Source organism: Streptomyces sp. NPDC059008, assembly GCF_042749045.1.
Lineage (GTDB): Bacteria > Actinomycetota > Actinomycetes > Streptomycetales > Streptomycetaceae > Streptomyces.
In genome coordinates this window covers 62,916-83,270 of record NZ_JBHYJC010000008.1, presented here as the reverse complement: position 1 = coordinate 83,270, position 20,355 = coordinate 62,916, and the positions used below count along the sequence as shown (strand labels likewise).

Below are 20,355 nucleotides of genomic sequence, written 5' to 3'. Positions count from 1 at the left end.
GATCAGTTATTGTTCTTTCCTCGCCCAAGGACATCTTGAACATCGGTACGGCCATCCTCGTAAATTCCCCGTACTTCATGCTGAACATAGTTCACATGTGACGCATCAGGCCGCATTCCTCGCTGCTCGTACAATTCGGCGATCATCGCATTGATGCCGGCTTTCCCACCCTTGCCCGCGTTTCCATTGAGCGTGTTCTCAGCGATCTCGTCTGCAGCACGCGCGTCGGTGGCGGTGTCCATGTGTTGTTGCCACGCAGTGGCACCGACATCCGTGAGCCGCACCGCGATGTCGCCAACAACAGGGAATTTGGTAACAATCCCTGCTGCCCCGTGATATCCGGCCTTCCCGATCCACCACTTATGGTCAGAGCGGCCCTCGTCTCGGCGATCGAGGATGACGTCACCCTGAACAGCGTCGATGGCTCCCATTGCTGTTGCAGAGTCGGCCATCAGCTCCTTGGCCTTCTCTGCACTCGTTCCCGAGGGGATATCGGCCAGCTGTTGTGCTGTGTGGGCGGTTTGCGCCTCCTGGATCACGTGATATGCGCCAGGATCGTCCGAAACTCCACGCATGACTCTGATCAATGACTCTGGATCAACAGCCATACGCATCTGTCCGGTCGTCTCGTCCGCCCACACCCCCGATGCCTTGTCTTCCTTGTGATGCGACGAGGCGTCGTTGACGCTCGACAGCATGTCCTGTGTGTCGGAGACGTAATCGCCCAGAGCATGGGCGATCGGCAGGTGCATCCCGTCAGGAAGCTTTTCGTTTTTCGAGCCGCCGTCGAGCATGTTGATGGCGTCGCGCATGATCCTGGCTTGCGATGCCGTGTGATCACGCACGGCATCTTCCTGTCCCGGTTGATGCCCTGTGGCGCCGGCCTCGATGGCCATCGCCAACGCTCCCTGCCCGGTCTTCTCATGGAAACCGTCCGGCACCCACTCACGGTCATCTACCAGGTACTTGAGGCTTCCGTTCTTACGCGGGTCGCCCGGGTCGAGGAACTGGGTGGCGGCTTCCGGATTCATGCTCAGCGCGTCCATGTACCCCGTCATGGGGTCGGCACCTGGTCCATCCCCTGAATAGTCAATCCGCGGCATCGTGGAGTCCGGGGCCCACAGGCCCCTCGGTGTCGATGGGCTTCTGGACTGCTCGTACTTCACGAGGTCTCGGCCATAATCGTTGAGGAAGTCGGTGTCGTAGCTGCCGCTGCGCATCAGGCTGCTCATGAGCTGGTACCCCTTGGCGCTGGGCCCGCCCGGCCCTCCCGGGTCGATGGTCTGCGGCCCGAGCGCCAGCATCTTCTCCTTCCACCCGTCCATCGCCGCGCTGTCGCTCTGGGTGGCGATGCCGAGTGTGGAACCGAGGCCGTCCTGCAGCTGCTTGAGGGCGGCGTTACGCTCGCTTCCACGCTCTCCCGAGCCCGGGCCCGATGCCTCACGCCAGAACTCGAGCGCCCCCTTCGGACCCAGCGTGGTGGCGAACCGCTCCGCGAAGACCATGTCGGTCTTGCGCTTGGAAAGGATCTTCGCCAACCGGTCCAGCTCGTCGTTGGTGAGATCTTCACCCTTCTTGGTAAGTCTCAGAGCCTCGGCCATATCCTTCTTGGCTTCCCGGGCCGAGTCCAACGACGTGTAGATGTTCTTGTTGAAGGAAGCGTTGTTCTTGCCGTTGGAGTCCTGACGCAGCGCCCAGTCCGCAGCCTCGTCCGCTGCGGTGGCATCCCGCAGCACCTTCGCTATGCGCCCTTGAATGGCCTCGACCTTGGCCTTGCGCTCCGGGTGGAAGACATCGCTATATCCGCCAGCCATGAAACCCTGGGTATCCGGATCGGTATCGATGACCATGCCGTTGTCCAGCACTTGGAGTTTCTCGGCCGGTGCTTCCTCATCGATGATCCGACGGAGCTTCTTCTGTGCGGCACTGAACTCCGCGTGGGCGTCCAACAGCAGGGTCGCAATGGCGTGCGCCTCTTGCGCCGCGGCGGCGTACTGCTCCTTGATCTTCATAAGCCACAGCTGTGCCTGGGCAGCCGCATCCCCGTGCCAGTCGGACTTCAGGGGCTTCGTGACACGTGCCTCGAACAGCTCTTGCAGGCCCTGGTACTTCTTGGGTAGCAGCTTCCACTCGTCCGCTGCTGCCTGGAGCTTGCCAAGGTCGGCGTGGAGGAGATCTGAGAACGCAACCATGATCAGTTCCTCCCACCGTCAAGAGAGTCCATCCTGGACTTCTCGGAGTGGTCTGTCCGCTCGTACGAACTGGTGGTGTTGTGCAGCTTCATGACGGCGTCGGACAGCATCGTGCTCAGATGCACGGACTCGTCCGCCCACCTCTTGTGCAGTGCGGAGAGCCCCTGAGAGCTTTGCCAGCCGCCCAGTGCGCTGGATGCGACATCGGTCTCCGACAGCGCGTGCTGGTCCACCTTGTCGGTATCGCCCCGGAGATCCTCCAGCGCCTTGGCCGCTTTGGTCAGCGCAGCCGTGCGAACCGACGTCTGCCGGGCTCCGCTCCCTGCGCCCCCACTTCCCTTGCCCCCTGCGGAGTTGAGCTCCATCGTCACGTTCTGCCGCTTGGCGGCATCTGTGAGCGATCCGTCAGCGTTGTAACGGAACGGATTGAGCTGGCGGTCCCAATCCTGGTCGTAGGTCACGTGCTTTCCCCCGTGGCGGTGCGGCGCTGTGATCACTGTGAACACACGGAAGCAGGAGCCTAGGGCGTCAAGTGGACGGGAGCAATCGGCTCCGGGGGCTGATTCGAGCCGACCTGACGTTCCCTCTACGCACGGTGATAGGGGCAGGTAAAGCAACCATCCGAGGCATTCAAACCCTGCCCCTTGCACGAGGACATCAGGATAGGTAGGCGCCGGCGAGCGCGCCGTCATACCCTGCGGCCTGTGCTGCGGCCTCCAAGCTCGGGTAGTCCTGGCCGATGCCTTCGCCGATCATCGCCATGTAGTCGGCTCGGGTCAGTTCGCGTTCAACCCATTGGTGCGCGCAACGGCAGCGGATGCTGATCTCGTTGCGGTCGCAGATCACCATCCAGTCGCGCCGGGCGCCGCACTGCGGGCACATGACGGCGATGCCGGTGATGCGGATTTCCTCCGGGTGTGTGGTGGCGCGCAGACCGATGTTGTCGCCTGCGGGCTGCGTCTCCTGCTGGAGCCGCAGGAGCGGATCGTCGCCGGATGTCGTCGCCGGCTGAGCGGTTCTCGGGGACTGAAGGTCTTCGCTGAGCATCCGCATCGTCTCCTTGTCTCTCTTGACCAGCCGTAACAGGGGCGGCGGCCTGTGTCCATCTGTTTGTCGAGCTGGTCAGCGCCTCGGGCCCCATTGGCGGGGGCCGTTGAGGTTGGTCCGGGCGGCGGACTCGGGCACCTGCGGCTTCGGGGGCTGGGCTGTTCGCGAGTTGGTACGCGTTCGGGGCGGGTTCACGGTGGCGGGGAGTTTGCCCAGCCGTCGCAGTCGCCAGACGAGTACGTCGGTGACGCTGTCGGCGGTGTCCAGTTCGCGCCATTCGATGGCTTGCTGGAGCAGGGCGTCGGGGTCGTGTCCGGCTCGCTCGGCTTGGTCGAGAGTGACGGCGAGTGCGTCCCAGCCCGGTTCGCGGAGTAGGCGGTCGGCCTGTTCGGGCAGGGTGGCTTCCAGGGTCCTGGCGTACCGCTGTCGTATGGGTTCGGGGAGGCGGCGGCCGTGCTCGTGCATGGCGTTCATGGGGGTGGTGGCAGCGGTCCGGTAGGCGGCGCGAAGGTGCTGGGCGGCTTGTTGTGCTGCGGCGGCTTGCTGGGCGTGGCCGCGGGCGGAGTGCCAGCGGGCGGCGGCGATGGTGACGAGGACCATCGTGGACAGGAGCATCGCGGTGGCGCCGCCGCCCTCGCCTTGGCCGAGGGCGTTTCCGGCGCGGATGATGCCGCGGGCGGCGGAGCGGAGGGCGCGGTTGTCGGCACGTTCGGCGCGGATGTGGGAGCGGGTGGCGCGTTCGAAGGCGCGGGCGGCCTCGGTGAGTTCCTTGCGGGTTGAGGCCGGGGAGGTCTGGACTAGGCCGTCAAGGAGTTCGCCGAGGCCGACCAGTTGTGCGGCGGAATCTGCGTCGTCCTCTCCGCTCAGTACCGAAGCGGCCCGCTCAACGGCGGGAGCTGCCTCACGCCGAGCACGAGCCGGACGTGGCACTCGTTCACCGGGGTGGTCGATGGCTGCGTCGTCGGACAGTCCGGAGTCGAGGCGCTGGCGAATCTTGGGGAGGGAGAGATCCTGGGCGAGCTTTGAGCCGGAGAACCAGATGGGTTCGCCGTCACGGTTGCGGTCGCCGGGAAGGGCGACCTTGTACCCGAGGGCGTCACCAGAAGGTGCGAGGCGTTTTTCGATGCGGAGGCCGGCCTCGGCGAGACGCCGGAAGAACTCTTCCTCGTTCGCGGCGCCGACCAGGGCCTGGCGGACGCGCTCGCGCAGGGTCTCGCGGGGTGTCTCGGTTCGTCCGGCGCGCTCGGCTTTCGAGCGTTCGGCGCTGGTGGGCCGTTGGGCGGCGGTGCGGTCTCCGTCGTTGAGGATCTGCAGGCCGAATTCGGCTTCGATCTTGCGACATTCGGCCTGGGCGCGGATGCCGTCCTCGTGACGGCGAGGGCTGCGCCCATCCTCGCGCTTGAGGGTGGCGACGAGGTGGATGTGGTCGTCGGCGTGGCGTACGGCGATCCAGCGGCATGCCTTGTCGTCGCCCTCCTCGGCGATGCCGGTGGCGTGCACGATGCGTCGGGCGACCTCGGCCCATTCGGCGTCGGTGAGGTGGCGGTCGCCTGGGGCGGTGCGTACGGGGCAGTGCCACACGTGCCGGGCCGGTCGGCGGTGCTTGGGCAGGGCGAGGACAGGCAGGTCGAGCCGGTCGGTGAGCTGCTTGAGCGTGGCCTTCGGGTCACGTCCCGGGTCGGGCGCGAGTTCCGGCATCCAGGCGGCGACCAGGTGCGGGTCGGTGTGTTCTTCGCGGCGGCCGGGGCCGTAGAGGTAGTTGAGCAGTCCGTAGGTGCGGCTGCCGGTGGAGATGTCGGGCACCATCGTCAGCGCCGTGCGATCTCGATGGCTGCGTCTTCGACGCGCACGGCGGCCCGCAGGACACGGGCCACTGCCTCGTCCGCGTAATCGACGTGGCCGCCGGAGTTGAGGATGCGGGCGATCTGGTTGAGGTTGTTGCCGACGCGGGCGAGCTGGGCACTGGCGGCCATGAGTTCTTCCACCCGCCCCCGCTGATCCAACAGCCATGCCTTGGAACCCCCTTGTGTCTGGGCGACCGCCACCGCGGCGTCAGCGAGGAACCCGGCGGTCTTCAGACCGGCGGCTTCGGCGGCGCGGGTGACGGTGTCGAGTTCGTCTCGGGTCAGGCGGACACTGCGGACTTGATCGCGGTGCACGCTCTGGCGCAGACGAGGACGCGTTCGTGGCGCGGCGGGCGCGTTCGGTTCCCCTCCCGGCTGCGGTCCGCCCTCGGTCGCAGCCCCAGAGCCCGGCACCCCCTGGTGCCGGGCCTCCCCCGCCTCTCCCAGGGTGGGGGTAAGCCCATCCGAAACTCCTCCGCTGCCCGTGGCTGCGGAGGAGTTTCGGAAGGTACAGCTTGCTCGGCCTCGTGCCGGGCAGTGGCCTTCGCCCAGGTCAGGGGTTGTGCCGGCGGTCTCGACGGCAGTCATCGGGCCAGCCCCGGGGCGTTGCGGCGTATGTCCCGCAGGACCTCGGCGACGAAGTCGAGGGTGAGGACCGGGTGATGGAGGGTTCGGGGTCGGCTGGTTGCGGTTCGCTGCACAGTCCAGGCGCCTTCGGGACCGGGTTCGGCGCTGTGAAGGTGTCCGTACTCGCGAAGCACGGTGATCCAGGCGTCGGCCTCGGCGTGGGTGGCCGGTGTGGTGCGCATCGTGGTGCCTCCGCTGTGTGGAGAGGTCGATGGTGTGGTGCTCCGGGGCGGGTGACCCGGCAGTCAGGGCAGGGCCGGGTCACCCGCTGACGGGGTCGGTTCGGTCAGCCCGTCCTGCTGACCGGGGCCCGGTTGGCCTCTGCGCGAAGCTGCTGCATCACGCCGGTCAGCCGGTCGTTGGCGAGGGGGAGGTTCTGTCCCCGGATGGCGTCCGCGACGACCTGGCGGGTGATCTTTCCCGCCTCGGTGACCGCCTGGCGGGCGATTGGCAGGAGATCGTCGGTCACCGGGTTGGCGTCTGGAGTGCCGTTGTCCGAGGCATCCGGATCAGTGACCGGCTGGATGTCCGGCTGTTCGGAGGGAGGCACAGCCAGGTGCGGGCGAGCGGCCGAGGCGGGTCTGGTGTCCGGGTGTCCGCCCAGGTCATCCCTTCGGCCATGGTGCTCAGGTCCTGGCTCGGTCGAGCCGTCCTGGACGGTCAGGCCATCCGGGACAGTCGTCTCCTGGCTGTCCCGGCCGACCGCGACCGCCAGGCGGTTGGCATGTGGTTCAGGCAGTGGGGCTAGCTGGTGCTCGTCCTGGCCGACCCCGGTGTCCGGGTGGTCAGCAGTGACCCGGTCAGTCCGGACAGCGGACGTCTCCGGGTGTCCCGGGAGAGCGGTCCCGCTGACCCGGCGGGCGATGAGGATGTACAGGTGGACGGCTCCGGCCAGGGCCAGCGGAGCGATGGTGGACAGGACCCCGACCGTGATGTCGCCGAGCCGAAGCCCTGCGCCTTCGGGCCGTTGCTGGTTCAGGCGTACTGCGTGCAGGGCGTTGGCCCAGATGCTCGCGGCCGTCGCGGTGCCGAACAGCAGCCACACGTAGCAGCGGGCGGCGAGCGGTGCGGTGCGCAGGACCAGCAGGGCGCGTACGCCGTAGGCGATGAAACCGTCGATGACGAAGGGGAAGAGATAGGTCAGCAGGCCGCGGATGTGGATGGCGATGGCCATCTGCTGGAGGGCGTCGTAGGAGAGGGCGCATCCGGCGCCGCCGAGGGTGACGATGGCGGCGCGGTCCCAGCCGGTGATCCGGGTCGGTATCGGCGCGACGTGGTTCATGCCGCCTTCCCGAGGTCGTCGCGGGAAGGAGCCTTCGCCGACGGCTTCTTCAGAGTCGCGGTCCGGCTCTTCGGAGTCTGCTCGCCCTTGTTGACCTTTTTCTGCTGGTCGACCGCCCGGTTGCGGATCTGCCGGCGGGTGCGGCGGTAGAGCTTCTGAGCGTGCTCCTTGGTGACCTTGAGCATGCGGGCGAGCTCTTCGACCGGGGTGCCGGCCTGGTAGGCAGCGCGGGCGACAGCCCGGCGTTCGGCGGTGGTGAGGTGGATGTCGCTGCCGGACAGGACGGCATTGACGCGGTCGTAGTTGAGGCGGTGTTGGAGCTTACGGTGAAGGGAGTGGCGTTCTTCTTCGGTCATGCCGCCCCGGATGCCGTCTTGATCGCCGTTTTCGAGGGCGGCATCGAGGCAGGTAGTACGCACGGGGCACTGCTGGCACAGCGCTTTGGCTGCGCGGATGCGGTCCATCTCGTCCGGCTCGGGAAAGAAGAGGTCCGGGTCACCGTGGTCATGGACTGTGGAGCGGCAGGCGGCGCGGTCGTGCCAGGAGATGTCGCCGAGGGTCCGCGGCGTGGGGTTTTCGGTGTTGTTCATGAGGGGTCTCCGTTCGCCCCGGGCGCGTTTGGGCAGGCGCAGCCTGGGGGTTGGTGCGTGAAGGCGGACCGGTGGCGGCGGTCGCGAACGGCTCTTAGCGGCTGGGGCGGCGAGCCGAGGATCCTGCGGTGGGGGCAGCCAGCTCAGGGGGTTCGGTGTATCCCGGCGGCGTGGCGGCGGTAATGCTGCGGCGTTGAGCTGCGATGGCTCTTCTCCGGTCGGGGCCGTCGAGGATGACCTTGTCGGTCATCTCGGTCAGCCGGGAGGCGACGCGGTCGCCGATGTGGACGCGCAGGTCGGCCATGCCGAGGTTGGTCGTCACCAGGGTCGGGAGCATCTCGTTGTAGCGGCGGTTGATCAGCCGTATCGTGACCTCCTCGGTCCACTCGCTGCTCTTGGCCGCGCCGAGGTCGTCGATGATCAGCAGCGGGCAGCGGGCAAGATCCATCAGCTCCCGCTCCCCGTCATGCCCGGCCCGGGGCCGCAGCTCCGCGTACAGGTCGGCGGCCGTGATCGCCTTCCAGCGCAGCCGGACACCGGCGAGGAGCAGAGACCGGACCGCGCCGTACGCCTGGTGCGTCTTACCGGTGCCGGTGGTGCCGACGATCAGCAGCGAGCGACCCTGGGCGATGCCCGGAGCCCCCTTGGGGCCAGGGCGTCCGGTCTGGGCGACCTCGCGGACCCAGGCGGCGACAGCGGGGTGATCGGCGACTGCGTCCTGGTAGCGGGCCGGGATGCGGGCCTGCGCCGCCTGCAGGGCCGGGATCGGCTCGGCCGGGTCGGTGAGTTGGGCGGTCGGGTCGATGCCCCGGGAGGTGAGGATGTGGGCCAGGCGACGGGCGATGCCGCCGACGGGCTGGGCGTCGTGGTCGCGCATCACAGCTCCTCGGCGTAGGCGGCGGCAGGGTCGGCGGGGTTGGCCCAGGCCCGGTGACCGGGCAGGTTAGGCCGCGATTCCGGCCGCGCCAAACCGGCTGGTGAGGCGTTCATGGCTTCGTTGACCATGCTGGTCAGCACGCTGGGGTGCTTGGGGTTGGCGGCGAAGCGCTGCAGTCCGCCCCGAATGTGCTCCGGGGCGATGCCCTCGCCCAGAAGCTTTTTGACGATGCGCCCGAGGTAGCCGATCACGTCACCCGGCGGACGCTCATTGCAGGCGGCGATGTATTCGCCGACGAGGTCCTGCGCAGAGGGTGTGGGCGCGGGCGCTGTGCGCCCCGTAGGGATAAGAGATCCAGGATCCAAGATCCTAGATCCAGGCGCCGAGCCCTCGGGGAGGTTTCGGGGAGCCTTCGGGGAATCCTCCGCGACTGGCTTCCGACCTGCGCTTTTCTTGGTAACGCGGTGAGGGGCCTCGGTTGTGCCGTCGAGGGTGGTCTGCTGGCCGGCCTTGCTCATGGGCCGGGCGGCGGGAGGCTTCGTGGGGGACTTCGACGGCCGATCGAGGGCTCGGGGAGCCTTCGGGGAATCTTCGGGGAGGGTTCGGGGAGTGCTCGGAGTGCCCGCGTGGAGCACGGTGCACTCGCCCTTGCAGGCGCCGCACCGTTCCTTGGCGTGGTGTTCCGGGCAGGCCGGGACACGGGACTGCGAGGGCTTGTCGATCTTCTGGTGCTCAAACCAGGTGACGATGTGCAGGTACCGGCGGCCGTCGCAGCCGGTGTACCGGCAGATCAGCCCCGCATCGGCCAGCTGCTGCAGATCGTCCTCGACGTGCACCGAGGTGTGCTCGGCACGCAGCGGCCAGAGCAGCCCGGCGATGATCGCCGGGTTGTCGCGGAAGCGACCGTGGTCATCGGCCTGCGTAAGGAGGCCGAAGAAGGTCCGCTCGGCGTGGACGCTCACCTCCGCGAGCGACTCACTGAAGAACGCTTCGGGCTTGATGGTGCGGATCCTCGCCATGATCAGCGGCCCCTGCCCGTGACGGCGTACGCATCGGTGGCAGGTCGCAGCGCCCCGCTGACCAGGTCGATGTCATGTGCCTCGTCCCAACTCAGCTCTGGGTGAGCGCGGATCACCCAGCGGGCAGCCGTCATACGCTGGGCCCGGTTGAGGGCTATGAGCTGCCCCCGGGAGTCGTATGCGCGGGCGTAGGGGCTCGGCCAGCTCTGACCGGGTTGGTGTTGCGAGACGCGGATGGTGCGGGCACCGGGCACCATCTCCGCGAGCAGGGCAACCAGGCGGTGCCGGCGAAGGCCGAGAGTGGGTGCGACGGCCTTGGCGGGCTGGGCAGCGTGGGCCCTTCCGCCCCGGGATTCGGGCATGCGAGAATTCCTCAATGGTAGGCGGGGTGGGACGGCCGTTCTCGTCGAAAAGGTCAGCCGGCTCGTCCCGGTTACAAATCCGCGCCCTTCGGGGTGCGGGGCCCGGCGCCCGGAAGCTGCGAACTTCTGGGCGCCGGTCTCATTTCCCTCTGAAAATCAGAGGACTTGGCGCTCAGCGCGGATGCTGGTCCCCCCTCTATATGGGCTTCGATCGGCGATTTCGCCGAGGGACCAGCAACATATGCGTGGCGCTCCCAACACTCCAGCGCACAGCGGATGCTGGACCACTTCGACGCCAACTCGACATACGGAACTCCCCCGATGGAGCCGGAGCGGTGCGGGCGGGCGATCTCGTGTCCTCGCCCGAGCGGACCGTCACCCGCAGCGTCCGCACAGCAACGGCGTCATCCAGACAAGCACCAGGCCAGCGGACACCTAGTGGCCACCTCCATAGCGTTGGTGACGTTCCGCTCAGGCTTGCTGCCCGCAAGCGATTAACAGCACATGCAGGGCTGGCACGAAGATCCAAAAGATGCTGCCGCTTCCGCCGACGAGAGCACGTCGCCGAGAGTTCGGCAGGAATGAGGCTTCTGCCACAGCGCGGAGAGTGGCGCCATGCCATCGCGGCGTAAACGTGGGCAGGAGGTGGACCATTTCATTTCGCTTGACTGCAATGCCACTCCTCTGCTGACCAAGGTCCGGCACAACTGATTGCCGAACCAGCCCGTGCAGCGATTTAAGCGGTCCGAAAGTCCCTAGTCAAAGCACGCACAACCCGGACCCAACGCGCGTAGAGCCGAGATCATGATCGCGCAATCAAGGAGATCGACAACTGCAACTCCCTTACACACAACGGATGTGACAACACGTCCGAGAGAAGAAGAAAGTCGATTACCCATCACCTGCACCTTTCGGCAAGCCGAGCGAGAAGGGACCGGCAATTTTTTGCCCCCGACCACGGGCGGCAATCTTTTGCCGCCTGCTATGCCCGAATCAGGGCCGTAGATACCGCCTTGCCCGAGCGGAAAAGTAGAACATTGGAATGATCCTTCATTCCGACTGTGGCGTGCCCCACAATTTCACCCTTATCGATCACGGAAGCGACGGAAGATCAAATTCAAGTTCCGTATTGTCGATGTACGGAAGAAACCTGGGGTGGGGGACGGCCGATCGCCGTCGCCCATTTCCATGCCTCGACGAGGGCTGCGATGGCCCTGACGCAGGCAGCAGAGCACGGAGGATTCAATGGGCGCGGGACCTGCCGAGAGCGGCCCCGGACGGGGCGGCGTCGATCCGTCCCAGGGTCGACAAGCTGCATCACGGGCCAACCGGGAGGACAGGGCACCGCTTACCCCGGCGCAATTGATGGGCCTTGCCGGTTTGCTCCGGGCCTGGCGAGCTGTGTCCAGTGAACGGCTCGGCCGGCAGGTCACGCAGCAGGACGTCGCCGACGCCTGTGAGCGCTCGGTACGCTGGTACCGCGATCTGGAAGCTGGCGCCAACACGCGGCTGACTCGCGAGCAGTGCGAAGCGATCGGCAAGCTCTTCCTGCTCGGCCGCGATGAGCTACAGGCCCTGCTCCTGTACAGCATGGGCGGTGCCGTCGCTGCTGGCCCCGCTCCGGCCTTCGATACGCCCACCCGCCGTGCGGTGCAGGCGCTGCTCGACCAGCAGACGAATCCGGCCTGGCTGCTCGACTCGAAGTGGAACATCATCGGCTACAACGACCCGATGAAGACCTGGTGTCCGTGGGTCATGGATCCGCGCGCCAACCTGATGCGGTGGTCTCTGCTCAGCGACGAGGCCAAGACGGTCTTCGTGGACTGGAACAAGCACGCCATCGAGTGGCTGGCGATGCTGCGCTTCTCGGCACTCCAGCACCCCCAGGACGCCGAGATCGGCGCCCTCGTCGCCGAGATCATCAACGGGGACGCCCACCTGCGCCGACTGTGGGAAGAGCGCTGCGACGTCACCGAGGCCCGCGAGGCGTTCTACTACCGGGTGTCCCTGCCCAACCACAATTTCGAGATCATCGAGCTGGAGTCCCAGACGCTCTTCCCGGCGGCCCTGCCGGACTGCCGCATGGTCATCATGAGCCCGCTCAACGACAGCGACGCCACCACTGATGCCCCTGGGCAGGGTGCGAAGAGTGGTGAGGGATCAGGCCGGTCGTCGAACGCTCTGCTCCCGGGGCAGATCAGTGTGACCACACCTGCCGAAGCCGCAGAGTACGCCGGCGAGGGGGCCATTGCGCTGCCGATTCTCAGCGAGCTCATGGGACACGGCTGCCGACTGACCTACGGCCCGTCGACCCGCACCGTCATCTGGGCCGCGCGCCAGGACGACGGTCGCTGGGACGTCGCCGAAGTCAACCCCTATACGGTCATCGTCCGCATGCCACAGGCCATCCACGTCAAGGGCGCCTCCGAGGAGTACAAGCTGCTCACCCGGGCACTGCTGCCCATCGACTCCAGGGACGCAGTCCAGCGCACCCAGGAGATGACCGCTCAGCTGCGGCGCCGCATCGAAGTGCTGGAGGAGATCCACCGCGACGAATGGGAGACCCACCGCGACCGGGTCCCCTACACGTGGCACCCGGTCGACGAAATCTGACCACCACTTCACTTCCCCCTCGCCGTGGCCGGGTTCGGGGCCCGGCCCGGTGTCGCAGCGGCGCGCAGTCCTGGCCGCGGTGGGCACCCATCGGGGGCTGAGCGGGCGCGGCGAAACAGGGTTCAGCACCGCTCGCCGTAGCTGACTGGGGCCCAACATCGGTTGACGGCGCGGCCCCATCGCCGGCCTGGACCAGCGGGCTCACGTTCCTATGGCCAGGCCGGGAAGCACCAGCAGGCCGCCGTCCTCGCACCTGACGTCCTCTATGCCGAGCCCATACGGCGAGGGCACTCCCCGCAGGCGCAGCTCCTGAACCGCCATCCTGGCGGCGGCACCAGCCCCCTGCGCTCCCAGGTCGTAGAAGTCCCGCAACCACCAGCCCATGATCTGGCCCCGCCACCCCCTGGCCTCCATGACCGCGTCTGGGGTCCCACCGGCCACCTCACGGTCGTCCACCAGCAACATCACGCCCTCGGTCTCCGAGCAGAGAATCGAGATCGTCTCCAGCGCACTCTCTTGACCACTGCGGGGGACGATGTTGAAGCCCGCGGTGTCCCGTCCGATCTGGGCCGGCAGCTGTTCCCACCACGCACCCAGCAACACCGTGAGCGACTCTTCCAGCCAGTGCCAGTCAGGCGCCGTATCCACCGCTGGCAAGGTGAGCGGCGGATGCCCCGAGCCCCGGTAGAGAAGCCACAGGTAGGGCAGCCGTCCGTAATAGGCAGCTGGATCGGCGCACTCGCCCTGCTCGAAGCCCGCCTCCTCCTGTGCCTCCAGCTCTGCCGTGTGCCACACCGACAGCTGCACCCCTTGGGCGCCGCGATCCAGCAGCACCGTTTGCTCCTCGCTGCGCCACCGAACGACAGGACCGGTGGCGGCACCGCCGTACAAGGTTGGCGGTCCTATCCGCCCGATGACAGCCCCCAGCACCTCTCGCGCGACGGCCTTACGGCGCTCGGCCGGACAGCCCTTACTCTGATCACACACAGTGATGGAAGGGTGCTCAAAGTCACGCGCCGAAGGGCGATGGAGAAGCCGCTCGGCCAGGTCCGCCACACCCGCCAGGCTCGACTTTTCGCCCATATAGCTACTTTGCCGTAAATGTTCCATATGGCAATGTGGAACGCTGACCGAGCAGGTGGCGCCGCGGGCAGGGCCGCAGACGGCCAGGTCATCTCCTCACACCCGCCCGCAGCCCGATGGGCGCGGCTGCTCTTTCGCTGGACGTCCCGCTCAGGGACGAGACCGCGTCCGTTGCAGAAGGCTGCGGGCACGGACAAGGTCCTCGGGGGTGTCCACTGCGAGGCCGGTGTCCACCACGGGCAGCATCCGCACGCTGTGCGAATGCTCGATGAAGCGCAGCATCTCGACGCCCTCGGCTCGTTCCAGTGGCCCCAGGTCCAGTTTGCGGAAGATCCCCAGGCCGGCTGCCGTGAATCCGTACAGCCCAAGCTGGCGGAAGTAGGCCGGGTGGTCACCCCGTGGGTACGGAATCGGCTGCCGAGAGAACATCAGGGCGTTGTTGTCCGCGCTGATGACGACCTTCACGACGTTGTGGTCGATGGCAGCCGCTGTGTCGGCTATGTGCGTATAGGCATTGACCACAGGTACGGCGTCGAGGTGGACCACGGCTTCCGATACGGCGTCGATCGCCGCTGGATCGATGAACGGCTCGTCGCCCTGGACGTTGATATACCCGTCGGCTGGGAGGTGCTCGGCACATTCGGCGACACGGTCGGTGCCGGTGGCGTGCGTGCCGGTCATCATGCAGGGGATACCGAGCTGTTGGCACACCGCCTCGACGCGGTGGTCGTCAGTCGCGACGACCGCATCGTCAAGGCGTTGGGCTTCTCGGCATCGCTGGTGGACATGCCACAGCAGCGGTTTGTCGCCGAGCATGGCCAGGGGCTTGCCGGGAAATCGTGATGCGCCCCAGCGGCATGGGATCACCGCTATATGCCGACGTGGGGCATGCTTCGACTTCGTTGGCTTCGCTGGCATAACGACCACGATGTTCTCCGGACGGTAGACGGGTCAGGAACTCATGGAAGGCGCAGAAGAGCGAGCTTGCCGGCGATCGTGGGGGCAGTGACCTTGGGGAAGGGAAGCCACCGATAGTCCGTGACTTCCTCCGCTTGGAGGTGGATCTTCCGCTCACCGAGGAGCTGGAAGGCGAACCGGAAGTCGTAGTGCTGGTGCGCTGGTTCGCCCCTGCTGGGGTCGGCTGCGATGTTGTGCACGTCGATGTCGAGCGGAGTGTCTTCATAGCCGTTCAACATCAGCAGAGCGCTGGGCGGGATGTCGGTCTCCTCGTGGAGTTCGCGCAGAGCGGCGTCGGGAAGAGTGGTGTCCGCGGGTTCGATGTGCCCGCCGGGCGCCAGATCCTTGCCAAGGACCCTGTGGTGGATGTGCAGCACCCGGGCGTGCCGATCGATCACGATGGCGCTGCAGGTGATGTGCCCTGGGTAGGTCTTGCGGCTGGTGGGATCGGCCGGGCGTGCCAGGGCACCCAATAGTGGCAGGAGTGCTTCCCGCTCGTCGGGGTGTCGCCCGAGATACTCCACGGTCACGTTCCGGATGTGCGTACGAGATGGAGGCATCGGATCACCTGGCGAAGTGGTCGAGCCAAGCCCTGGCGATGGCCTGGCGGCCGTCGGAGGCCACCTCGTGGAGGCCGGGGTCGTGAGGGCTCTGGATCAGCGCGGATGTGGCTGCGACTATCTCGGCCTGTACGAGGTGGATGTATGTGCCGACGGCCGCGCCGTGCAGGAAGTTGACGGCATTGCCATCAGCGAGGACGTAGAAGTAGTGGCCCGTCACGTCGTACCGAGTCAGGTGCTCCCCAGCAGGCGCCCTCCGGTACAGGTCGTTCAGCGCGTCGAGTTCGAGTTCGTCCTCGGAGGAGGTGACCGAGGCGATGTAGGCGCCGTTGCGCAGGGCGGCGAAGTCGCTCTGGCGGAGGGCCAGGTTGCCGGTGGCACACAGTACGAGGCCGGCTCTATGGATCGCTTCGGTACGGGAGCCGGCAGTACGGAAGCCCTGCGCGTGAGCTTGCACTTGCTTGACGGGATCGTTGTCGTAGACGACGACGCGCAGGTCGTGGGCCCGCAAGGTCTGGGCGATGCTGCGGCCGACCTTCCCGAAGCCGATGACGCAGGCGTCACGGCCGGTGAGAATGTCGCCCCGGGTACGGACCAAGGCGTCCGTGGAGAAGACGATGGACCGCCCGACGAGGTGGTCCTCGCAGTCCTTCAGCGGGGAGCGGGCCACCGAGAACACGGGACAGGGCAGTTGGCCGAGCGCCGCGTACCGCTGGTGGCCATTCTCGGTGTCCTCGACGACTCCAACGACGCGTCCGGAGAATTTGTCGACGAGGGTGTCGAGGCTGGGTGCGTAGTAGCCCCCGATGTCGAGGAGGACGACGTCACAGCCAGGCACATTTTCTTCGAGGTATTCGAGTGCACTGGTCGGATCCGCGAACATTTCACGCGTGAGGGGGTGGACGGCGTATGTCCGGCGGACCTCTGCCAGGGCCTCTGCGTTCACGGACTTGGGCTTGGGTAATACGGCGGCGATCGTGGTCGTGCGGTCCATCGCGCGCAGGAACGCCGGTCGGTCGAAGAGCAGGTGCGTGATGATCAGCGCCCTGACCTCACCAGCAGTGGGGAAGCGCTCAGTGATGCATCGGAAGAAGGCGTCCAGCCGGGCTTTCTCCGGGCTCTCCAAAGCGACTCCTCTCTCATGGACGGGAGCTGCCAGCTGGTCAGGCGGCCGATCGGTGTGCGGACCGGGTCATGGCGCGCATCTGTGCGCGCATGCCGGCGGGCAGGTCGACGGTGGGCTGCCAGCCGAGCACGGAGCGGGCCCGACGCGGGTCGGCGCGGGTGGTCAGTACGTCTCCGTTGCGGGCTCCGTCGGTGTGGATCTGGATCTCTCGGCCGATGAGGGCGTTGGCGATGTTGATCACGTCAAGCAAGGAGGCGTTGGAGCCGCCGCCGACGTTGACGATGCCTGTGTCGATGGGGGCGCCCGCAGCGGAGATGGTGGCGGTGACGACGTCGTCGATGTAGGTGAAGTCGCGGCGCTGATGGCCGTCCCCGTACAGGCGCAGTGGTTGCCCGGTCATCGCGGCGTTGAGAGCACGGTGGGTGAACATGTCGGGGCGCTGACGGGGGCCGTAGACCGTGAAGTAGCGGAGGGCGACGACGCTGGTGGAGCAGTCGGATCGGGAGGCGTGGGCGAGACAGAGCTGTTCCTCGGCGAGTTTGGTGACGGCGTACGGGGAGGCCGGCCGGGGGTGGTCACCTTCGGTGCTGGGACCTCCGTTGGTGGGGCCGTAGACGCTGGAGGATGAGGCCACGACCAGGCGGGGGACGCGCATGCGGGTGGCTGCGTCCATCAGCCGCTGGGTGGCGAGGATATTGGCGTTGACGTATTCGCTGAACTGCGGTCCCCACGAGGGACGTACGCCGGGGACGCCGGCCAGGTGGAAGACCACGTCGGTGTCGATGAGGAACGGATCGACCGCGCAGGTGAGCAGGTCCGCGGTGATGTGCAGGTAGCCCGGGAGGCTGTGCAACGGGGCGATGTTGGCGGCGGCGATCTGGTCTCTGGCGGGATCGCGGCGGTCGACTCCGATGACGGTGGCGCCTGCCCGGGCGAGAGTGTGGGCGAGGTGCGACCCGATGAAGCCGGCCGCGCCGGTCACCAGGGCGCGTCGAGGGACGGCTGGGGTAGCTGTGGAGCGGTTTTCCGGCACAGGAATCTCCTGGGGTGGATGAGTGAGTTGGGGTGGTCAGCTGAGTTGGGCCAGGACGGTGCGGCCGTGGGTGCCCAGGGCGATGTCGCCCTGTTCGTGACCGCGGACGAGTGCGGTGACGGCTTCAATGGCGCCGAATCGCTCCATAAGCCGTTGCTCGGCGTCCGTGAGATGGCTCCCGTATCCGGTGAAGAACGCCTCGCGCAGCCAAGGGGCTGCCTGCCAGCGGCGGAAGTGAAGGCGGGCGAAGTCCCGGATGCGGGCGTCACGTCGCATGTGCTCGAAGTCGAAGGTCCAGAAGCCGTTTCCGACGTGCCAGTTCCTGGGCTGGTAGTCAAGGTGACAGACGGCGCTGTCCATCCGACTGCCGGCCAGCTCGTCCGCGATTCGTAGGAGGAGCTTCCGCTCCGCATTCGACAGGAGGTCCGCGTGGTCAGCCCTGGCAACCCAGCTTCGTAACCGATCCGCCAGGGCGGCTCCGGTGCCATCGGTCACACGGCGGCCCGTCGCATGGTGAAGAGCCTGAAGGGCAGCTCCGGCGTCGTGGTGCGCTCTCGCCTCCTCATCCGATCCCGGTCGCAGTGCGTCACCGTTGCGCCCCGGCACCGCAGTGATGAGAAGCGTGTGCGTGGAGTCCTGGCGGGCGACCAACTCGGGGGCGTGGTCCTGGAGATATCGGCGCCACGCCATGTACGCGCGCGCCTCTTGGACGTACCGGGCCTGGCTTCCGTGCTGCTTGGCGAAGTAGGCGTTGCCCTGAGTGTCGACGAGTTGCACGAGGTGGGACGGGATGGGCGGGGCGGCAACGATGCTGACCGGCCCGATCGTCTGACGTGCGAATGCGATGCGCGGGTCTTCGTCAGTCGTGCTCACGGCCTCGCTCCCGTTGCTAATGCGGAGAGGTGAGCGGTGTCGTTGTGCCGGTCGAGCATCCACCGGCGCTGGCCGAGACGGTTGCGGTGGTGCTGCCATCTGGTGAGGGAGGCGTGCGAGACGGTGAAGCCGGCTTCCGTCATCGACCCGAGCCCGAGCAGCAGAGCGTGTGTGGCAAGGATCGTTTCGCCGTGGACGGCCAAGAGGAGGCGGTCGCCGTCGTGCTGGGCGATGAGGTCGTGGAGGAACGCTTCGGCTCGGTGGAGGTAGCCGTTCCAGGTGTCGGAGCCTTCGGCCCAGGGTTGGTCGGGGTGGGCATGCGGACCTCCGTTAGCCACGGTTTTCACGTAGTGCCAGGGCTTGCCGTCGGCCGCACCGTGAACAGGGCCGTCGAGGCCGGGTTCAATGAGCGGCTCCAGGCCGAGGGCCTGCCCGAGGAGCTCTCCGCTCTGCTGGAGGCGCAGTCGGGGGCCGGCGTACAGCGCGGTGAACGGCTGGACCAGGTGCTCGGCGGCCAGGCGGGCTGCGGCTCTCTGGACCTGGACATATCCGAGACGGGTGAGCCCTGTGCAGGTGGCGGGGCCGCCAACGCGGCCGTCGGCATTGCACTGCGCCTCGCCGTGGCGGACGAAGACGAGTTCTGTGGTGATCACAAGGGACCTTGGGTTCGTCGGTGCTGGTGCAGCCAGCGGTAGTGGTAGCCGTGGCGCCCGACGTACGGCGCGGTCAGTACGGCATGAAGTGCGAGAAAGCTGCCGAGGCGCTCTCGGCTCGTCGTGCCCAGCCGGGCGTCGTGACGGGCGGCGGCACGGTTGTATCCGTCCAGAGCTGCGGCGATGTCGGGCGGGGTGATCGGGCCGTGCGTCATGATCAGTGTCGCGATCAGCTTGGCCAAGTCGTATCCGAAGGGTGCGAGGGTGAGATCGTCCGTGTCGATGCTGAAGACCCTGCCGCCCTTGGTGATCAGGAAGTTCCGCGGGTTGCAGTCCTTGTAGAAGGCAGCGGGCCCTTCGGCGGAGCGCTCCAGCAACGTCAACATGGCATGTAGAGCAGATGTGTTGGGCAGAAAGCCCTGCTTCAGCCGTTTGCGGAGGGCCGCCTCCCGGCATGAGCGGAAATCCTTGAAGAGGGTTACGTCCCGGAATGCGTACGGCCTGTCCAGCTGAGAGCGGTGCAGGTCGCTTGCCCAAGCAGCGCCGTGCGCGTCTCCCAGGAGCTCGGCCAGGCGCAGGAGGTCTTCCCTCCGGGCATGGCGACCGTCGATGAACTCGAAGGTGAGACTGGTCGATCCGACCGCCGTCAGTGCTGGCTGCTGCAGCGGCTTGGCATGACTGGCCAGCCATCCGTAGTGACGTGCTGCGGCAGCTGCCTGCGCGGGAGTCTCGTAGTCCTTGGTGAATTGGAACGGCATCACGCCTGGCCTCTCTCAGACCGTGCCACGACGTATGTGATGACCGAGGTGGTGGCGATCGGCTTGTCCGCGTGCCATTCATGAAGTGCAGAGGCCAGGGCCCCCGGGTTGCCGTACAAGCCGGGTGCGAGGTCGTACTTGGGGTTGGTGGCAAGGTACTCGGCGACGTGATCGAGACCGGAGAACTCGAAGCGGTGTTCCTCGTGCTCGACCGCCAACACGTCCATGGCCGGCTTCGTCAGGTCGGCCAGGTTGCCTCCGTGCGCGGTGGCGTAGAGGCTCTCGTGCCGCTCGGCGTGCGGGTCGAGTCCCGCGGCCACCAGGGCGTCCAGCTCTTTGTAGCTGTCGAGGGCCTTGGTCACGAACACGGCGATCCCGCCGGGGGCCAAGGTCCGGGCGATCTCCACGATGGCCCGGCCGGGTTCGGGTGAGTGGTAGAGGCAGAACGCTGCAACAGCCAGCTCACACGAAGTATCGGCGAGGGGTAGGTGGTGGAAGTCCCCTTGGAGAAATGTCAGTTGCGTCCCGGGGTGGTGGCCGGCACGCCTGCGAGCGGCGCCCACCAGAGCAGGAGAGGCGTCGATGCCCAGGAGGCGCTGCGGCTTCAGCTGCTCGGCCAAGACTCGGGTACTGGTGCCACGGCCGCAGCCGATGTCCGCCACCAATCCGAGGCGGCGGTCGGCCCCAGCACGGTATGTCTGAGCCAGCTGGACGATGGCCTCGGCGACGGGTCGGCCTTCGATCCTCGCCCGCATCAGGGCAGCGGAGCGGCTGGCCAGGCGGGCGTCGTTGCCATACAGCTCGCCCTGTCGATCAGGGTCGAGAAAGGGGTTGGTGATCATGCGCCGCACCCCCGGTC

Annotated in this window: 21 protein-coding genes; 1 reads left to right on the top strand and 20 read right to left on the bottom strand. The window is 67.0% G+C overall.

Features of this window, described 5'->3' with window-relative positions; genetic code table 11:
- Nucleotides 1-2: 2 nt before the first annotated feature.
- The 11 genes from ACFWZH_RS13000 to ACFWZH_RS12950 form a co-directional block, all read right to left on the bottom strand.
- Complete coding sequence (locus ACFWZH_RS13000; RefSeq protein WP_384428740.1) at nt 3-2,192, bottom strand: DUF6571 family protein; 2,190 nt, start codon at nt 2,190-2,192, stop codon at nt 3-5.
- A gap of 2 nt (nt 2,193-2,194) precedes the next feature.
- Nucleotides 2,195-2,653, bottom strand: a complete 459-nt coding sequence (locus ACFWZH_RS12995; RefSeq protein WP_362828021.1) for a hypothetical protein — start codon at nt 2,651-2,653, stop codon at nt 2,195-2,197.
- 196 nt (nt 2,654-2,849) lie between these two features.
- Nucleotides 2,850-3,239 carry a hypothetical protein gene (locus tag ACFWZH_RS12990; RefSeq protein ID WP_384428737.1) on the bottom strand — a complete coding sequence of 130 codons (390 nt, stop codon included), beginning with the start codon at nt 3,237-3,239 and terminating at the stop codon, nt 2,850-2,852.
- Between the two features lie 75 nt (nt 3,240-3,314).
- Nucleotides 3,315-5,045 carry a relaxase/mobilization nuclease domain-containing protein gene (locus ACFWZH_RS12985; RefSeq protein ID WP_384428735.1) on the bottom strand — a complete coding sequence of 577 codons (1,731 nt, stop codon included), beginning with the start codon at nt 5,043-5,045 and terminating at the stop codon, nt 3,315-3,317.
- A 2-nt stretch (nt 5,046-5,047) separates the two neighbouring features.
- Entirely contained in the window at nt 5,048-5,398 is a 351-nt protein-coding gene (locus ACFWZH_RS12980) for a plasmid mobilization protein (protein WP_384428734.1), read from the bottom strand.
- Nucleotides 5,399-5,667: 269 nt separating this feature from the next.
- Nucleotides 5,668-5,892 carry a hypothetical protein gene (locus tag ACFWZH_RS12975; protein ID WP_384428732.1) on the bottom strand — a complete coding sequence of 75 codons (225 nt, stop codon included), beginning with the start codon at nt 5,890-5,892 and terminating at the stop codon, nt 5,668-5,670.
- A 104-nt stretch (nt 5,893-5,996) separates the two neighbouring features.
- Nucleotides 5,997-6,992, bottom strand: coding sequence for a DUF2637 domain-containing protein (locus ACFWZH_RS12970; protein ID WP_384428730.1), 996 nt, complete (start codon nt 6,990-6,992; stop codon nt 5,997-5,999).
- Nucleotides 6,989-7,582 (bottom strand): WhiB family transcriptional regulator, encoded by a 594-nt coding sequence (locus ACFWZH_RS12965; protein WP_384428728.1) that lies wholly within the window; start codon nt 7,580-7,582, stop codon nt 6,989-6,991. Before ACFWZH_RS12965 ends, ACFWZH_RS12970 begins: the two co-directional genes overlap by 4 nt.
- Nucleotides 7,583-7,676: 94 nt before the next feature.
- Complete coding sequence (locus ACFWZH_RS12960) at nt 7,677-8,459, bottom strand: ATP-binding protein (RefSeq protein WP_384428726.1); 783 nt, start codon at nt 8,457-8,459, stop codon at nt 7,677-7,679.
- A complete protein-coding gene (locus tag ACFWZH_RS12955; protein ID WP_384428724.1) occupies nt 8,459-9,478 on the bottom strand; it encodes a hypothetical protein in 1,020 nt (339 codons plus the stop codon). Before ACFWZH_RS12955 ends, ACFWZH_RS12960 begins: the two co-directional genes overlap by 1 nt.
- Nucleotides 9,479-9,480: 2 nt before the next feature.
- Nucleotides 9,481-9,840 carry a hypothetical protein gene (locus ACFWZH_RS12950; protein WP_384428722.1) on the bottom strand — a complete coding sequence of 120 codons (360 nt, stop codon included), beginning with the start codon at nt 9,838-9,840 and terminating at the stop codon, nt 9,481-9,483.
- A gap of 1,401 nt (nt 9,841-11,241) precedes the next feature.
- Between ACFWZH_RS12950 and ACFWZH_RS12945 the strand changes: the two genes are divergently transcribed.
- Complete coding sequence (locus tag ACFWZH_RS12945; RefSeq protein ID WP_384428720.1) at nt 11,242-12,453, top strand: helix-turn-helix transcriptional regulator; 1,212 nt, start codon at nt 11,242-11,244, stop codon at nt 12,451-12,453.
- Nucleotides 12,454-12,654: 201 nt separating this feature from the next.
- Here ACFWZH_RS12945 and ACFWZH_RS12940 read toward each other — a convergent pair whose 3' ends face one another.
- The 9 genes from ACFWZH_RS12940 to ACFWZH_RS12900 form a co-directional block, all read right to left on the bottom strand.
- Nucleotides 12,655-13,536 carry a hypothetical protein gene (locus tag ACFWZH_RS12940; protein WP_384428718.1) on the bottom strand — a complete coding sequence of 294 codons (882 nt, stop codon included), beginning with the start codon at nt 13,534-13,536 and terminating at the stop codon, nt 12,655-12,657.
- Between the two features lie 150 nt (nt 13,537-13,686).
- Entirely contained in the window at nt 13,687-14,454 is a 768-nt protein-coding gene (locus tag ACFWZH_RS12935; protein ID WP_384428716.1) for a 3-deoxy-manno-octulosonate cytidylyltransferase, read from the bottom strand.
- Between the two features lie 41 nt (nt 14,455-14,495).
- Nucleotides 14,496-15,023, bottom strand: coding sequence for an NUDIX hydrolase (locus tag ACFWZH_RS12930; RefSeq protein WP_384428714.1), 528 nt, complete (start codon nt 15,021-15,023; stop codon nt 14,496-14,498).
- 34 nt (nt 15,024-15,057) lie between these two features.
- The gene (locus tag ACFWZH_RS12925; RefSeq protein WP_384428712.1) at nt 15,058-16,179 is read right to left on the bottom strand and encodes an NAD(P)-dependent oxidoreductase; all 1,122 of its coding nucleotides are present in this window, start codon (nt 16,177-16,179) and stop codon (nt 15,058-15,060) included.
- A gap of 37 nt (nt 16,180-16,216) precedes the next feature.
- The gene (locus ACFWZH_RS12920; RefSeq protein WP_384428710.1) at nt 16,217-17,212 is read right to left on the bottom strand and encodes an NAD-dependent epimerase/dehydratase family protein; all 996 of its coding nucleotides are present in this window, start codon (nt 17,210-17,212) and stop codon (nt 16,217-16,219) included.
- A 36-nt stretch (nt 17,213-17,248) separates the two neighbouring features.
- The gene (locus tag ACFWZH_RS12915) at nt 17,249-18,085 is read right to left on the bottom strand and encodes an aminoglycoside phosphotransferase (protein ID WP_384428708.1); all 837 of its coding nucleotides are present in this window, start codon (nt 18,083-18,085) and stop codon (nt 17,249-17,251) included.
- Nucleotides 18,082-18,738 (bottom strand): histidine phosphatase family protein, encoded by a 657-nt coding sequence (locus tag ACFWZH_RS12910; RefSeq protein ID WP_384428706.1) that lies wholly within the window; start codon nt 18,736-18,738, stop codon nt 18,082-18,084. The genes ACFWZH_RS12915 and ACFWZH_RS12910 overlap by 4 nt, the downstream gene beginning before the upstream one ends.
- Nucleotides 18,735-19,496 carry a phosphotransferase gene (locus ACFWZH_RS12905; RefSeq protein ID WP_384428704.1) on the bottom strand — a complete coding sequence of 254 codons (762 nt, stop codon included), beginning with the start codon at nt 19,494-19,496 and terminating at the stop codon, nt 18,735-18,737. The genes ACFWZH_RS12910 and ACFWZH_RS12905 overlap by 4 nt, the downstream gene beginning before the upstream one ends.
- Nucleotides 19,496-20,338: a class I SAM-dependent methyltransferase gene (locus tag ACFWZH_RS12900; protein ID WP_384428702.1), complete on the bottom strand. Its 843-nt coding sequence runs from the start codon at nt 20,336-20,338 to the stop codon at nt 19,496-19,498. Before ACFWZH_RS12900 ends, ACFWZH_RS12905 begins: the two co-directional genes overlap by 1 nt.
- Between the last annotated feature and the right edge of the window lie 17 nt (nt 20,339-20,355).